12 protein-coding genes and 1 tRNA gene are annotated in these 15,136 nt (G+C 59.0%); 1 reads left to right on the top strand and 12 read right to left on the bottom strand.

The genetic code is table 11. The annotated features are described in order from the left end of the window. Positions 1–37: 37 nt before the first annotated feature. From K315_RS0106600 to K315_RS0106580, 5 genes are all read right to left on the bottom strand, one after another. On the bottom strand, positions 38–1,960 hold the full coding sequence (locus tag K315_RS0106600; RefSeq protein WP_029576737.1) for a helix-turn-helix transcriptional regulator: 1,923 nt from the start codon (positions 1,958–1,960) through the stop codon (positions 38–40). A gap of 128 nt (positions 1,961–2,088) precedes the next feature. After that, complete coding sequence (locus tag K315_RS09615) at positions 2,089–3,525, bottom strand: UTP--glucose-1-phosphate uridylyltransferase (RefSeq protein WP_033520548.1); 1,437 nt, start codon at positions 3,523–3,525, stop codon at positions 2,089–2,091. A gap of 425 nt (positions 3,526–3,950) precedes the next feature. Continuing rightward, positions 3,951–4,024 (bottom strand) — tRNA-Pro (locus tag K315_RS0106590). Between the two features lie 91 nt (positions 4,025–4,115). Continuing rightward, positions 4,116–6,239, bottom strand: coding sequence for a bifunctional cytidylate kinase/GTPase Der (gene der / locus K315_RS0106585; protein ID WP_029576736.1), 2,124 nt, complete (start codon positions 6,237–6,239; stop codon positions 4,116–4,118). After that, positions 6,236–7,009 (bottom strand): pseudouridine synthase, encoded by a 774-nt coding sequence (locus K315_RS0106580; protein ID WP_029576735.1) that lies wholly within the window; start codon positions 7,007–7,009, stop codon positions 6,236–6,238. The genes der and K315_RS0106580 overlap by 4 nt, the downstream gene beginning before the upstream one ends. 235 nt (positions 7,010–7,244) lie before the next feature. Here K315_RS0106580 and K315_RS0106575 point away from each other — a divergent pair, with 235 nt between their 5' ends. Next, positions 7,245–8,216: an MIP/aquaporin family protein gene (locus K315_RS0106575; RefSeq protein WP_029576734.1), complete on the top strand. Its 972-nt coding sequence runs from the start codon at positions 7,245–7,247 to the stop codon at positions 8,214–8,216. On the opposite strand, the gene K315_RS0106570 is transcribed toward K315_RS0106575, so the two are convergent. The 7 genes from K315_RS0106570 to K315_RS09610 all read right to left on the bottom strand — a co-directional run bounded on the left by K315_RS0106570 (position 8,181) and on the right by K315_RS09610 (position 15,102). Next, the gene (locus K315_RS0106570; RefSeq protein WP_033520546.1) at positions 8,181–8,468 is read right to left on the bottom strand and encodes a hypothetical protein; all 288 of its coding nucleotides are present in this window, start codon (positions 8,466–8,468) and stop codon (positions 8,181–8,183) included. The two genes, K315_RS0106575 and K315_RS0106570, sit on opposite strands and share 36 nt — an antisense overlap. A gap of 349 nt (positions 8,469–8,817) precedes the next feature. Then, positions 8,818–10,452 (bottom strand): bifunctional phosphoribosylaminoimidazolecarboxamide formyltransferase/IMP cyclohydrolase, encoded by a 1,635-nt coding sequence (gene purH, locus K315_RS0106565; protein ID WP_029576732.1) that lies wholly within the window; start codon positions 10,450–10,452, stop codon positions 8,818–8,820. Then, positions 10,427–11,743, bottom strand: a complete 1,317-nt coding sequence (locus K315_RS0106560; protein WP_162177558.1) for a cell division protein PerM — start codon at positions 11,741–11,743, stop codon at positions 10,427–10,429. The genes purH and K315_RS0106560 overlap by 26 nt, the downstream gene beginning before the upstream one ends. A 50-nt stretch (positions 11,744–11,793) precedes the next feature. Next, entirely contained in the window at positions 11,794–12,717 is a 924-nt protein-coding gene (sucD, locus tag K315_RS0106555; protein WP_015450574.1) for a succinate--CoA ligase subunit alpha, read from the bottom strand. Beyond that, a complete protein-coding gene (sucC, locus tag K315_RS0106550) occupies positions 12,714–13,916 on the bottom strand; it encodes an ADP-forming succinate--CoA ligase subunit beta (protein ID WP_029576730.1) in 1,203 nt (400 codons plus the stop codon). The genes sucD and sucC overlap by 4 nt, the downstream gene beginning before the upstream one ends. A 20-nt stretch (positions 13,917–13,936) precedes the next feature. Then, positions 13,937–14,515 carry an adenine phosphoribosyltransferase gene (locus tag K315_RS0106545; RefSeq protein ID WP_029576729.1) on the bottom strand — a complete coding sequence of 193 codons (579 nt, stop codon included), beginning with the start codon at positions 14,513–14,515 and terminating at the stop codon, positions 13,937–13,939. A gap of 80 nt (positions 14,516–14,595) precedes the next feature. Continuing rightward, positions 14,596–15,102, bottom strand: a complete 507-nt coding sequence (locus K315_RS09610) for a preprotein translocase subunit YajC (protein WP_029576728.1) — start codon at positions 15,100–15,102, stop codon at positions 14,596–14,598. Positions 15,103–15,136: the final 34 nt, after the last annotated feature.

Here is a 15,136-nt window from a genome sequence, read left to right as displayed (position 1 = left end):
CCTCCTGTCAAACGGATACGGACAGCATTCGAGCCTATCAGTCAGTGTCGTCTTCACGCTTGTCCACGCTGAGTTCACGCTCGGCGCGTGCCTTGATCATCAAACGCAAGGTCTCAGGGGCGACCGCTGTGATATGCCGAGCGTGGGCAATGCAGAAAGCAACGAACCACGAATCGGAAGATACAATCAGCCGGACTTTCTGCCCGTTGCCGCACGGTTCCACCGTCGCGCCCGGGAGCCGCTTGGTGAACGGCAAATCAGGCTGGTCAGTGATGAACACGGTCTGCGTGCCATTGTCGAAACTCCACTTGCGCAGTTCACTCACCGGTACATCCGGGATATCGAGCTTCTTGGTCGGCTTGACCAGCTCGGCCTTCTCGATACGGGCAAGACGCAGAACCTGCCACACTCTGGGCAGACCGTTCGCCTTGTTGATGGTGACGTCCTTCTGCACGAACTTGGCTTCATCGTGCGGAGCTGCGGATGCGACATCCGTCCAGACCGCCACATAGTACACGCCCTCATCCACGAAAATCTTCGCTGGGGCCACCAGCTTGCGGCGGGTACGACCCGCGCCGTCCGTGTACTCCATGTCAAGCAGGCTGTCCGTGGAAATAGCGCGCTTGACGATCGAGAACGCACGGGGTTCGAGTTCGTAGCCGGTCAGGCTCAGCCACGGCGTCTGACCGGGCTTGACATGCTGACGCAAGCGCGAATATAACGACTGCGCTTGGTCGCGCTGCTGATCGGGAAGCAATGACGAATGGGCCAGATAACTCACCGAAGCCGTCAACATGCTCAGATACTGCTGGGAAATGCCGGCGAGACGCTCCAAGCCAAGGGAATTCGTGGCCGACACGATACCCTCACTGTCCAGAAGCGGCCAATCGATATCGAAGAACTGGCTGCCCGCCATCTCACCGTCATCGGACACCGTCGTCAAGGTGTTGATGTCCTTGTGAATGATGTTGACGTACTTGGTAAGCTCATCCTCGGACTTGGGCTTGCCAATGAAACGCTCCGCAAGCTCGGCCAGCGAGAACTCCTCGCCGAGATGGGCAGACAGGAACAGCATAAGCCTCAACCTGCGGTCAACTTCGCTGCCGGTCTGAAATGACGGCCCAATCTTCTTCTGACGGGCCTTTATGCTTTCCGGATCACCAGGTTCGTGCACCTGCCGACTGATCGAGGGGGCATTGACCTCCAAGCTCTCCGAATTCTGGGCGGAGTCAGCTAGCTCGAACTTCGTCGCCGCGGTAAGCCTACGGTTGAATGCATCCACGGCCTCCTGGGGGCTGACGATATACGCACCTGGATGTTCAAGCACATACATGGCCAAGTCGTCGGAATCCGTGTAGGCGACGTTGATGCGCTCGCCGTCGACATCCACGGTCGCCGCAAAGCGACGAGAATCAATCACCTTCACCAGCGATTCGGGCAAGGTCTGTGTACCAAGCCCCGGAGCGATGGAATCCAAGCCAAGACCGGGCACAGGCGTTTGAGGCACGCGCGGCGCGGTCCGTGAGGTGTGCTGGACCTGCTGACTGGAAGCGCTTGACGAAATCGACATGGAACGCGCGAGGTAATTCGCTGCGGCGAGCACAGGCAAATCCTCCGGCTCGAAATGCAGGCGGACACGAGGCTCGTCCCCGAGTTGCAAGCGGTATGACGCAAAATCCTGACCTTCGGATTTCGAGGAATATTCCGGCTGCCGCGATTCAATGGCGATACCCATCGCCGCAAGTTTGGCGCGATCACGCTGGAACTGCTTGGCGAACGCCGCCTTCGCCGCTTGATCAGCCAATTCCCCATATGAGTCCGCATACGCCTTCACGCGTTGCGCGATCTGGCGCGAAGTGAGCCATTGGGGGAAGGCTGATGACAATACGGCCAAGACATCAAGCTCGTGCTTGCCCCATTTGTCGGAAAAACGCCGTCTCCCGTTGCTACCCTCTGCCATTAGTCCTCACGTATCGTTACAGTTTTCGAGTATCTGTGCTGGAAAGCACCTTTCCTCTATATTAGAGGCTTTTTGTGTTCCTGTGGGTCATTTCTCGAAAAAAGAGATATTTCTTGCCTGCGGTATAATCACGCGAGCCACTCGTCAGGCTCGATGCCCTGAGGACCGACGAATTCGCCGTTTGGCACGTAACTGGGCCGTCCTTGGTCTTGCAAGACTGCGTCGCCGTAGAACGACACGTTCTGCCCGAAGGTCCAATCCCCCTCGATGCGAACCGAGTTGGCTGCGGCCAAAGAAGGCACATTGTACGGGAAACGCTCGTTGAAGTCGTCGATGTTCTTGTAGTAGCGCGGATCAAGCTCAACGTTGGGGAAGATGTAATTGCCGTCTTCCATCTCGAACTGGTCCGTAAGGTGGAATCTATCCGACCGCATAATGAACAGATCGTCGGTGGTTTTTACGGGAAGGAACCGCATCCTGTCCACCTGGACGCAAATCGCGTCGTCGAACAGAGAAATCGCGGCGCCCATCGCGGTCTCCAGCTGGATCACCGGCGTGCTTGAGGGGTCAGTGGGATCGACCGTCTTCTTGTTGATGATGACCGGCAGCGGCAGCACCCCATGGTGGCTGGCGAGCAGGTCGCGCAAGGCGTCGATGCGAATCCAGAGGCTGTTCGTGTTGAAATACGGATGCCTGCCGATGTTCTGTGCGTGGGCGCGGTCTTCAGGATGCACCTGGCTCATCTCGCGGAGCATCAGACGTCCCGTTCGGCGGCTGCGCACCAGGTGTCCACCCTTGCGGTCGGCTTCGGTGCGAACCGCGACCTCTGCCATGAACGGAGCACCGGTGTTTTCGAAATATTGCGCCAAAGTGCGCGATGGACGTGCGCCGAGATTGTCTGAATTCGAAATGAACAGGTAGCGCAGCCCTTTATCCCATAGGATGTCAAGCAATCCCGACTCCCACAGCGTGGAGAACAAATCACCGTGTCCCGGAGGGCACCACTCCAAGTCGGGGCGCTGGGGATACTGGACCGGCTCGCCGGTGGCGATATCGATCTTCGGCTCGCGATGCTGGACGATCTCGACGGGAATGTCATCCTGATGGAACCGCGGGGTGGCTTCGAGGACACGCAATGTATCGGCCGAGGTACGGAAGGAATTCATGAACGTCAACGGCAGCGACACACCGAGCCGCTCACGCGCGGTCAGCACCTGGCCGACGATAATGTCGAGGAAGCGCATCTGACGAGCTTTGTGGCGACGCACAGGCAGCAGCGATTTCGCGCAGGACAAGCCCATCGAGGTTCCCAAACCGCCATTGAGCTTGATGAAGGCCGTTTTGCTGAACGCCTCCACAGCCTTGTCGTGGTCGATGGTCTGGTAGATATCGTGGAAGCTGGGGACGTCGCACAAGGGTTCGACATCGTCTTCGCGGATCCATGTCGTCTCGGAGCCTTCGGCCCATACGTCATACAGATGGCTGAACTGTGCGATGGCCATCTCGCTCATGCCATGTTCCCGCATCACTTGTGCACAACGTTCAGCGTGTTCGTTTGCCGTCATGTCGTAACCCTTTCTTCCATGACTGCTCATAAGTGTAACCCCATCGAGGCGGCGGCCGCGCATTGCAACCCTGATGCGAGTGAAGGATTCGTGGATGAATCCGTCAGTCGTATGGCGATGTGCATGAGCAAACCCCCAAAGAACGGCTCTAGGCACCCGGTCTTCAACTATGAGCCTTGACCGGTCTGTAAGCGCCGTGTGCAACTATTGCACGTACGAGTATGTCACACAACACCGCATTGGGCAACACGGAGCAAGGACACCTGGCGCATTGGATGTGGGTACGGCAGGTGGCGAATTCAAAATACCAATTCGGACGTGGATATGTGACCCGCCCGCTGTTCAAAGTGCTGTCCATGTCACCCGGTTGTCACCCGCCCGGAAAACAGAAGCCGCGGAATCGTTGTGATTCCGCGGCTTTCCGGTCGGGCCGGCGGGATTTGAACCCGCGACCCCTTGACCCCCAGTCAAGTGCGCTACCAAACTGCGCTACGGCCCGATCGGCGCTTGACGCGCCGAAGAGCTAACTTACCACAGCAGCCCAGTCTACGCAACTCGGCGTGGCGCGCCCTTCCGATTCCGGTAGTCGCCTACTTCCGCCGCTTTTCACGGACCTTGACGGAAATCTGGACAGGCGAGCCTTCGAATCCGAATTCTTCGCGCAACTGACGCTCCAGATACCGCCGATAGCCGTGCTCGAGGAATCCGGTCGCGAAAATCACGAACCGCGGCGGCCGAGTCGAAGCCTGTGTTGCGAAGAGGATTCTCGGCTGCTTGCCGCCTCGCAGCGGGTGGGGATGCGCCGCCTGGATCCGCCCGAGGAATGCGTTGAGCTTGCCCGTGGGTATGCGCTTGTCCCAAGATTCGAGAGCCGTTTGCATAGCACGAGACAGGCGGTTCGTATGCCACCCGGTCTTCGCCGAGAGATTGACGCGTTCAGCCCACGTCACCCGGTTGAACTCGGTTGCCCACAGACGCTCCAGCCGCTGACGGGAGAATTCGTCCATCAAATCCCACTTATTGAACACCAGGACGATTGCCCGGCCGGCGTCAACCGCCTGGCTCATGACTTTCAGGTCCTGATCGGCGATCGGCTGGGACGCGTCGAACAGCACCAACGCAAGTTCCGCGCGCTCGATAGCCGCCTGGGTGCGCAGTGAGGAATAGTATTCCGCGCCGGACAACTTGTGCTGGCGACGCTTGATACCGGCGGTATCGATGAACAGCCAGTCTTGGCCATCCATCGAGATGATCTCATCGACCGGATCCCTTGTGGTGCCGGCTAGATCATTGACAACCGAACGCTCCTCGTGGGCGAGTTGGTTGAGCAACGATGATTTGCCGACGTTCGGCCGCCCGACGAGCGCGACACGCCGCAGATGCGACGGCGTCAGGAATCCCGATGTCCGGTCAGCGGACTTCAGGGAGTCCAAAGCGGCGTCGAGCAGCTCGCCGACTCCTCTGCCGTGCACGGCTGAGATGCCATAGGGCTCTCCGAGGCCAAGCTTCCAGAATTCCGCGGTGAGATACTCGCTTTGCGCGTCGTCGACCTTGTTGACCGCGAGCGTCACCGGCTTGCCGGCCGCGCGCAGCATGTTGACGATCCGCCCATCGGTGTCGGTCATACCGATTTGCCCGTCCACCACGAAAATCACGGCGTCGGCGAGTCTTACCGCCACCTGCGCTTGGGACGCAATCGCCGAGGCGATGCCTTCAACGTCGGCTTCCCAGCCACCGGTGTCGACGAGTTTGAAATCGGTACCTGCCCATTCGGCGTCGTAGCTGACGCGGTCGCGGGTGACCCCCGGGGTGTCCTCAACGACCGCCGCGCGGCGACCAAGAATACGGTTCACCAACGTGGATTTTCCGACATTCGGCCGTCCGACCACCGCGATGACACCGACCTGCTTACCGGAACCGGCATCGGCGTCGCCTTCGTCTTCGCCAGCGATGAGTTCTCGGTCTTCCTCGTCAAGCTCGTATTCTTCGAGATTCGCGGCGTACTCCTGGTACTGCTGCTCCTCAATCGCTTGATCAACCAATGCGATGAGCTCGTCCAAGGTCTGCTCGAAGGTCAGATCCGAGTTATCCAAGGTCACGACCCCATCGGCGGCGGTCAGGAAACTGGTGACCTTCGAGTCCATGCGATCGCGTTTCGCGACATCCTCAGCGCCCACGCCCTGCGCGGATTGCCCGCTCCGGCGTGCCTGACGCACTTCCTCGCGCGCGGTCAGCAACACTCGTACTTCGGCATCGGGGGCCACGACGGTGGTGATGTCACGGCCTTCAGCGACGATGCCACGCCCTTGCGAGAAGGAATCCCCCGACGCTTCACGGGCGATATATGCGCGCTGCGCCGCGATGAGCACATGGCGGACGGGGATGATGCCCGACACCCGCGACACATGGGTGGACACCTCGGAAGATCTGATGTCCTCGCTGATGTCCTCACCGTCGGCGAGCACAATCGGACGGTCAGGGTCTACCGAGATATCGAAATGGTCTTCGGTGAAGAACTCCCCCACCGTCTCGGTAATCTGCTGCTCATCAATCTGCGCAGCGTCAAGATCGATGCCCTGATGCAGGCACCACCATGCGCATGCGCGATACATGGCTCCGGTATCAAGGTATGCGAAACCGAAATGTCTGGCCAGTTCTTTCGCCGTGGATGATTTTCCGACACCGGCGGGGCCATCAATGGCGACACGGATCATAGTCCGACCTCCTTGGCAAGTGAACGAACCTCAGTCTGAGACAGCACGCGGTACGAACCTGATTTGAGATCGCCGAGCTTGATCGGGCCAATCTGCGTGCGCACCAGGCGCTTGACAGGGAACCCGACCGCGTCGAAAATACGACGGACAATCCGGTTCTTGCCCGAATGCAGTACGACCTTTACCAAGGTCGTGTCATGGTTGGCGTCGATGATGGCGCAATGGTCGAGGCGAATCCAGCCGTCGTCTAGCTGCACGCCTTGAGAGACAAGACGCCGGCATACATTGCCGCTGATTCTGCCCTGCAGGGTGGCGATGTAGGTTTTCTCCACCTCATATTTGGGATGCATGACATGCTGGCTGAGTTCACCGTCATTCGTCATGAGGATGAGCCCTTCCGAGTCATAATCGAGGCGTCCCATATGGAAGATGCGCTCATACTTGTCGCCGACGATGTCCCGCAAGGTATAACGCCCCTTGGGGTCGTCCATGGTGCTGAGCACCTTGCGCGGCTTATTAAGCGCAAGCGTGATGTGATTAGGGTTCAGGCGGACGCGGGAGCCGTCGACACGAATCTCCTGCTTGCTCGGATCGGCACGGGTGCCGAGCTCGGTCACCAATTCGCCGTCAACCTCGACACGTCCGTCGAGAATGATCTGCTCGCACTTGCGCCTCGAACCGAAACCGGCTTGTGCGAGGATCTTCTGCAGGCGAATGCCTTCTTGATTATTGTCATGTGCTTTCAATGCACGAGAATATGCGTTTGGCATCGTTCTCCCAACGTGGCCGGACGGCGCCATCGGAGCCGTCATGGATAAATATCTGGTGTCGTGATGCACTCGCAACGGTACTCGCCATGGCATGAACTGCGAGACACACGACATAGATATTATAGCGTAAGGCACAGAAAAGCGTCCCTGCTGGTAGAATGTCACACGTCCGGCGGATATGGCCACGCTTCAGGCCGGAGCCTTGTCCGCTATTCCCCTAGAGAAAGAACAATCAATGACTGATACGGGATCGCAGCGCGCCAGTGACGCGGCATCATGCACGAAGGAACCACTCGCGGTACGCGTGGGCGCTGAACTGGCGGGAAGCTTCATCGTATTCTTCGCGATTTACAGCTTCACGACCTTCGGAACCGCCCTGTTCGGCATCAATATGGCGTTCATCGCCTTGGCCACCGGTATCGCGTACGCCGCGGTGACACTGGTGTTCTCAAAGGTGTCCGGCGGACATCTGAACCCGGCGATTACCCTCGCTGCAATACTGACCGGCAAGACCAAGGTGCTCGACGGCATCCTCTACATCATCGCCCAGGTGCTGGGCGGCATCGCCGCCGGCGCGCTGATCGTACGTATCCTGCCGACGGCCGAAACACTGACCGCGAAGATCTGGCTGACCGATGCCGTCAACGGCTTCGGCAACGGCTCCGTCTCCGCATCCACGCTGAGCAGCGTGAGTGCCTCTTTTGACATCACTCTGGCTGTCGTGGTCGAAATCATCGCAAGTATTGTGGTGATCGCCGCCGCTGTGGCGACCATGAACAAGGAGACCACAGCGGTTTCGCACGCTGCGGCCATCGGTTTCGCCTACGGTCTGGGCGCCGCGATGACCTATCCAGTCACCGGAGCCGGCATGAATCCTGCGCGCTCCACCGGCATCGCCCTGTTCGCGCGCAACGCGAGCCTGTCCCAGAACCCGCTGCAGCAACTGTGGGTCTTCTGGATATGCCCGATTCTCGCTGCGGCGATTGTCGCGATGGTCATGATCGGTGCGCAGTTGCTGCGTGACAATGTAAAGGCCAAGCAACAGGTTGTCGATGACACCGCCGCGCAACAGAATGTAGCTGATACCGACGCACTCGCCCTCAGCGGCAACGATGCGACGCAAACCGCTACCGAGTCTGCCAATCACGGCGAGCAGGAAGCGTCCGCGGTGTCAGAGCATGATGCGGATGCTCAGATCGAGCAGTGAGACTCCGATACCAAAACACAGGGACATCGACGCATCGAATGCCACGGACCGGACCTTCCATGGGCTGCGTTCACGCAGGATGATGCGCATTGTCCCCAAGACGATGGCCGTCGCAGCGAGCAACGCTGTGGCGGCCATCGTATATCCGAAGGCGGCAAGGATGCCGCTGACACATACCAACAGCGCCACAATCCATTCACATACCGGTTTGCCTTCTTTGGCTTCAGACACATACGGATGCTCTTGCGGCATGATGGCCTCCTCGTGGCGGTTGGGAACAGATGTCACACTGACAATCGGTGTGCGGTGAGTCCCGTTGTCGATATCTTGACGCGTTAAAGGGAAGAATACCTGTCCGTTTCGACGTGATACCGAAATCGCTGAGGAATATGGCAGCACGGTACGAGTCGATTGGCGACACCGGAAATCAGCCAGTCTGGAACACACGGCACCGCTGAGTACCGATCACTGAAACGCGACCAATGGTGGCTACCGCACCACCAGGAAGTCGCAACTAGGAAGTCGCATCCATGCAAAAGGCGGTGCCCGGCCCGAAGACCAGACACCGCCCCGAACAGGCCGTTACGCCGAAAACCGCGAATCAGTGGAAGAAGTGGCGGGTTCCCGTGACGTACATGGTGATGCCGGCTTTACGAGCCGCCTCGAAGACTTCCTCATCGCGGATGGATCCACCGGGCTGCACAATCGCCATGACACCGGCGTTGATGAGGTATTCCGCGCCATCAGCGAACGGGAAGAACGCATCGGAAGCGGCGACCGAGCCAGTGGTACGGTCGGCGCCATCAGCCAGCGTATTGGCACGTTCGACGGCGAGATGGCAGGAATCCACACGGTTGACCTGTCCCATGCCGATGCCGACGGTTGCCTGATCGTGGGCGATGAGAATGGCGTTCGACTTCACGCAACGAATGGCACGCCAAGCGAACTCGAGGTCGCGCAGCGTATCGGCATCCGCGGGATCGCCGGAGACAAGCTTCCACGCATCCGGGCTGTCGCCGGGGGCGTTGATCAGATCAGTGGTCTGCACGAGCAGTCCCCCGTCGATCTGACGGTACTGCTGCTTGGTGCGAGGAGGCTCGGCGACCTTCAGGATGCGAAGGTTCTTCTTCTTGGTCTTGAGTAGCTCAAGGGCTTCCGGCTCATAGTCGGGGGCGACGATGACTTCAGTGAAGATCGGCCGCACGTTCTGGGCCATTTCAAGCGTCACCGTGGTGTTCGCGGCGATGACACCGCCGTAAGCGCTCATCGGGTCGCAGGCATGCGCCTTCTTGTGGGCTTCGGCGACGGTCTTGCCGAGTGCCAAACCGCAAGGATTGTTGTGCTTGACGACGGCGACGGCGATGTTCGGGGCGAAATCCCACACGGCGCGCCAAGCAGCATCGGCGTCAACGTAATTGTTGTAGCTCATGGGCTTGCCGCCGAGCTGGTCGGCATGCGCGAATCCGCTTTGGTTCAGCGGATCCAAGTACAGCGCGGCCTGCTGATGCGGGTTCTCGCCATACCGCAGCAGATGAGAGCGATCCCACGTCCGCGTGTACGCCTTCGGGAACACGGTATCCTCATTGGGAATGTCGTCATCCGCCGCAGGCTGGTCGGCGGTGATGCTTTCCGGCTTCGGCCACTGCTTGGACGTCCACTCGTTGATGGTCGCGTCATAGGCGGCTGTGTGGGCGAAGGCCTTGGCGGCGAGCCAGCGACGCTCCTCAAGGCTGAACCCACGGCCGTCTTCGATACGCTTGGCCACCAGCGCATAGTCAGCGGGATCGGTAATGATGGCGACTGTGGCGCTGTTCTTCGCCGCTGCGCGAACCATGGACGGGCCACCGATATCGATTTTCTCGATGGTGTCCGCCTCATTCGCACCGGAACGGACGGTATCCGCGAACGGATACAGGTTGACTACCACCAGGTCGAAAGGCTTGATGCCCAGCGTTTGCAGCTGCTTGACATGCTCGGGGTTGGTCATATCGGCAAGGATGCCCGCATGAATGTGAGGATCAAGGGTCTTGACACGGCCGTCAAGGCTTTCCGGGAAGCCGGTGACTTCACTGACCTCGGTCACGTTGACACCAAGTTCGGCGAGACGCTTGGCGGTCGAACCGGTGGAAACGACTTCAGTGCCTGCGGCGATGAACGCCTTCGCAAGCACGTCGATGCCTTCCTTGTGGAATACGGATACGAGGGCCCGTTTAATCGGCCTGTTCGTTGATGTCATCCTGTTCCTCCTTGGTGGTTGTTGTCGCATGATCTGCGACAATAGGTGTACTGGCGACACCTCGCGGTTGCCTGTCAGCCGTATTCCCGGTTGACTGACTGTTCTTGGCCGGGCGCAGATGCGACCAACACAAGCGTAATCCATACCATGCCGCATCGGCAACGATGACCGCCGCCCATGTGCCGAATAATCCGACGATGGTCGGATGTCCTACGGCGCGTGTCGAAGCCACGACGTCGACGCCGACGTGCGCGAGCCGATGCGCTCCCAGCGCACCGTTGGACAGGGCGAACATGCATGACGACCCCAAAGCCACGAGTGCCCCCGAAATGCAGAATGAGCCAAGCGGATAGGCGAACATGATGATGTCGCGCACCACTGTGGCACGGTCGTCTCCGGCGCGGGGCGCCCTAATGGCGAAACCGGTCGGCGACAACATGAATGCGAGGGCGCAGACGAGAGATACGATCAGCGGGAGCGACAAGAGGAACGAGCGCAACCCATCATTGCCGATGGCTTGCGGGAAAATGCCGAACAGCGGCACACCCGGCAGGTCCGTAGACTGTCCGATCCACATCGTGAAATGCGCAAGCTCCCCTATGCGGAATCCAGACCCGAACATCCAAGACAGGGACCAGATGCACAGGTTGGGCAGCCACGCGAGTGAACATACCGATGTCATAATGCGTGATCCCACGCCCATCGCATCAAGTTCAAAAATCTTGGATACTGCATCGGCGCCGTAGACAATCCAGACCACCGCATCGATGCACGCCAACAGAACGTATATGCCTAGCAGCGTCAAGCCCAGTGCCACGCCGAGCGACAGCGCCCGCCTGAGTTCAGGGGACACATGCTGGCTGACGAACGCCTTGATGCGTTGCCACGATTCGCTTACCGGGAACGCCCCGAGCACAAAGGCCACAGTGAATACAAAACCGGTTTTTACTGCCACAATGCCGATATTGTCAAGCAGGCCCACGGAGATATGGAAGGTGAAGGCCATGTTGAGGGACATCCATGTGATGAGCCCGCCAAAATACGCGGCCCAAGACAGATGACGCTTGCGAGCGATGGATGCGAGCAACCACACCATCAGTAGCGTCAGTGTCAGAGGAATCACACTCAGGGTGATTACGCTGGTCTGGAATCCAATCCCTTGGCTGAGCAGAATCATGCTTTGCGTCAGTGAGAAGGCATAGTCTGTCAGACCGCCAGTACCCTCTTCCATGGATATGACTAGCAGAAGCAGGGAAATCAGCAACCAGAGCGCAAGCGCATATAACGCCATGGAGGCCGCTGCAAAGACGACCCCCTTGACGAATGAAACGCACCGTTCTTTCATGCGGCGATGGATTGCAATGCCTTGCGCATGAGGTCGGCGGTCTGACGCGGTGTCTTGCCGACAGGAATCCCGACGGCTTCCAGCGCAATCTTCTTATCTTGCGCAGTGCCTTTTCCACCGGAGACAATGGCGCCTGCATGGCCCATCTGCTTGCCTTCAGGAGCCGTGAAGCCTGCGATATAGGCGACGACGGGCTTGGTCATGTGCTTGCTGGCCCATGCGGCGGCATCCTGTTCGGCGCTTCCGCCGATCTCGCCAATCATGACGACACCCTTGGTGGCGTCATCGGCTTCGAACTGTTCCAATGCTTCCTGGAGTGTCGTGCCGACGATAGGGTCGCCTCCCACGCCCACGCACGCGGTGAAACCTATGTCGGAGAGTTCGCCCATGAGCTGGTAGGTGAGCGTACCGGATTTCGACACGAGGCCGAGCGGACCGCGGTGGACGATGCCATCGGGGATGATGCCAAGGTTGACGCCGTGAGCACCGTCAGTCGCCGGCAATGTAATCAGGCCCGGGCAGTTCGGTCCGATGATGCGGACGCCCTTGCGCAAGGCGAGTTCGACGAAGTATGCGGAATCGGCAACGGGAATGCCCTCGGTGATGACGACGATCGTGCCGATACCGGCTTGAATCGCTTCGACGACAGCGTCTTTGGCGAAGCGCGGAGGTACGAAGATGACACTCGCCTTGGCTCCGGTCGCTTTGATCGCTTCGCTGCATGTCGCGTATACGGGAATGACCGCGTCCTTGCCTTCACGGGCCTTCGGATAGGTGACGGTCGTGCCTGCCTTGCGAGGATTGACACCACCGACGATATTCGTCCCCGCCTTGAGCATTCTTGCCGTATGGGTCATGCCCTGATGGCCCGTCATGCCTTGGACGATGACCGGGGCACCATCTTCAACGAACAACGTCATTTCGTGGCCTCCTTGCTGGACGATGCGGCAGCGATGCGTGCGGCCTGTTGTGCTGCTTCCTCCATGGTGTCATAGACATGAAGGTTCGGGTCATTGGCATCAACGAGCATGCGCAGACCTTCCTGTGCAGCGTTGCCGTCGAATCGGACAACAATCGGCTTGACGGTCTCGATGGCTTGCAATGCGCCGAGAATGCCGGCGGCGACTTGCTCGCATGAGGTGATGCCGCCGTAGACGTTCACGAAGACAGAACGCACTTGCGGGTCAGACAGCACAATCTCCAAGCTGTTGCGCATGACCTCGGCTGAGGCGCCGCCGCCGATGTCGAGGAAGTTCGCCGGCTTGATGCCGGTGCCCTGTTCCTCGCCGGCTCCCGAAACCGCATCAAGCGAGCTCATGACGAGCCCTGCGCCATTGCCGATGACGCCGACTTGTCCGGTCAGATGTACATAGTGCAGTCCGAGTTCCTTCGCCTTGCGCTCGTATGGGTCAAGCTGCGTGGCGCCTTCGAAACGCTTCCAACCGTCATGCCGGTACGAGGCGTTGTCGTCGAGCGAAATCTTGGCATCGAGCGCGCACAACGATTTGCTTGATTCATCTTGTGGGTCGCCGATTTTGGCGAGCGGGTTGATTTCCACGAGCGTGGCGTCGTTGGTCTTGAAGCACTGCCACATATTCAGCAGGATGCGCGCAGCCTGGTCGACGTCCGCATGGTAAAACCCGATGTTGCGCGCCATCTCAGTCGCGGCGTCGAGGTCGAAAGTGTCCAACGCGTTGATGTGCAGGCGCTTGACCGATTCGGGATGGGCCTTGGCGATTTCCTCGACTTCGGTGCCACCGTTCGCTGTCGCGAGCACATCGAAATCACGCGAGGTGCGGTCCACTGAAATCGAGACATAATATTCGTGGATGACGTTCTTGGCTTCCGCGACCAGTACGCCACGAACCTGATGGCCATGGATGACCATGGGGAAGATGGCATGTGCCGCAGCGACAGCTTCATCGCGCGTATGGGCAATCTTGACGCCGCCTGCTTGACCGCGATGGCCGATTTTCACCTGCGCCTTGATGACGCACGGATATCCGATGGTATCCGCAGCCTGGGCGACTTCGTCGGCATTCGACGCATAAATCCCGCTTGGGGTGGGAATCCCTTGCTCGTCGAGCAGCTGGCGAGCCTGATACTCGTATAAATCCATTTCTGCCTCTCTTCATCCGGTCACGCCGGCATGGACACCAGTGTGCTCGTAGGGTATGGACCGAGACTGTCGATTCCGTCAAGCCCTTCGAGTTGCATCACAAAGCTGAAGCCGGCGATGGTGCCGCCGCATTTGCGAATCAGGTCCGCTGCCGCCTTCGCCGTGCCACCCGTTGCGATAAGATCGTCGACAATCAGTACGCGTTCGCCGGAGCTGACCGCATCGGATTCCACTTCCACACGGGCTTGCCCGTATTCCAAGGTGTAATCCTCGCCGATGACGGGTGGCGGCAGTTTGCCCGCCTTGCGCACTGCGATGAACCCCTTGCCAAGTCTGGCGGCAAGCGCTGGACCGAACAGAAAGCCCCTGGCTTCCAGCCCTGCTACAGAGTCAAAGAAATCAGCAGGAACCGGCAGTGCCTTTTCAAGGCCTTCCAAGAGGATCTGCAGACCTTTCGCGTCCTCGAGAACCGGCATGAAATCACGGAAGTTGATGCCTACCTTGGGGAATCCAAGCACTGAATGGAACAGGGAGGTCATATATTCGGCCTTGTCCCTGCCTACTAGTTCCAGTTGTCTGATATGGATATCGGATGCCATCGATTGGACCTGATCTTTCTGGTTGCTGTGTTGCCGGATTCGCCGGGCTGCAAATCGAGACGGAAACCGACTATGATAGGTTATTTGGCTTCGTTGTCGGATGCTTTGTCTTCGGTATCGGCTTCGCCTGCTTCAGCCGGTGCAGCTGTATCAGCGGTGTCATCCGCCGAGGACGCATTCTGCACGTCGGTTCGCTCGGTGTCAGAAACCTCAGTCTCGGACGCCGCAGACGAGCCCTCGGTCCCCTCGCTGCTGGCATCTTCCTGCTGCGAATCATTGGCTTCGGCCTCGTCGTCATCGATGAACGCCGGACGCACGTACTTTCCGGCGACGGCGTTGAGCTTGAAGCGCAGACGAGAGCCTTCGGAATCCACGACGATTTCCTCGTACTTCTCGTCCACGGATACAATCGTGGCGATGATGCCGCCACGAAGCAAGACGAGAGTGCCCGGGACCATGGCCTCGCGCAATTCTTCCTGCTGCTGCTTCTGCTGCTTCTTCATACGCCGTGAACTCATCCACATCATGAAGATGAACAGGATGAGGATGACGATCATAACCATATTAGGATCGAGATTCTGAGACATGGGACTCCTGACGTGCTAGCGGGGTGCTATCCAA

The organism is Bifidobacterium thermacidophilum subsp. thermacidophilum DSM 15837 (assembly GCF_000426425.1).
Lineage (GTDB): Bacteria > Actinomycetota > Actinomycetes > Actinomycetales > Bifidobacteriaceae > Bifidobacterium > Bifidobacterium thermacidophilum.
Note: the sequence above shows the minus strand (reverse complement) of the source record. Positions and strands in the feature narration are given on the sequence as shown.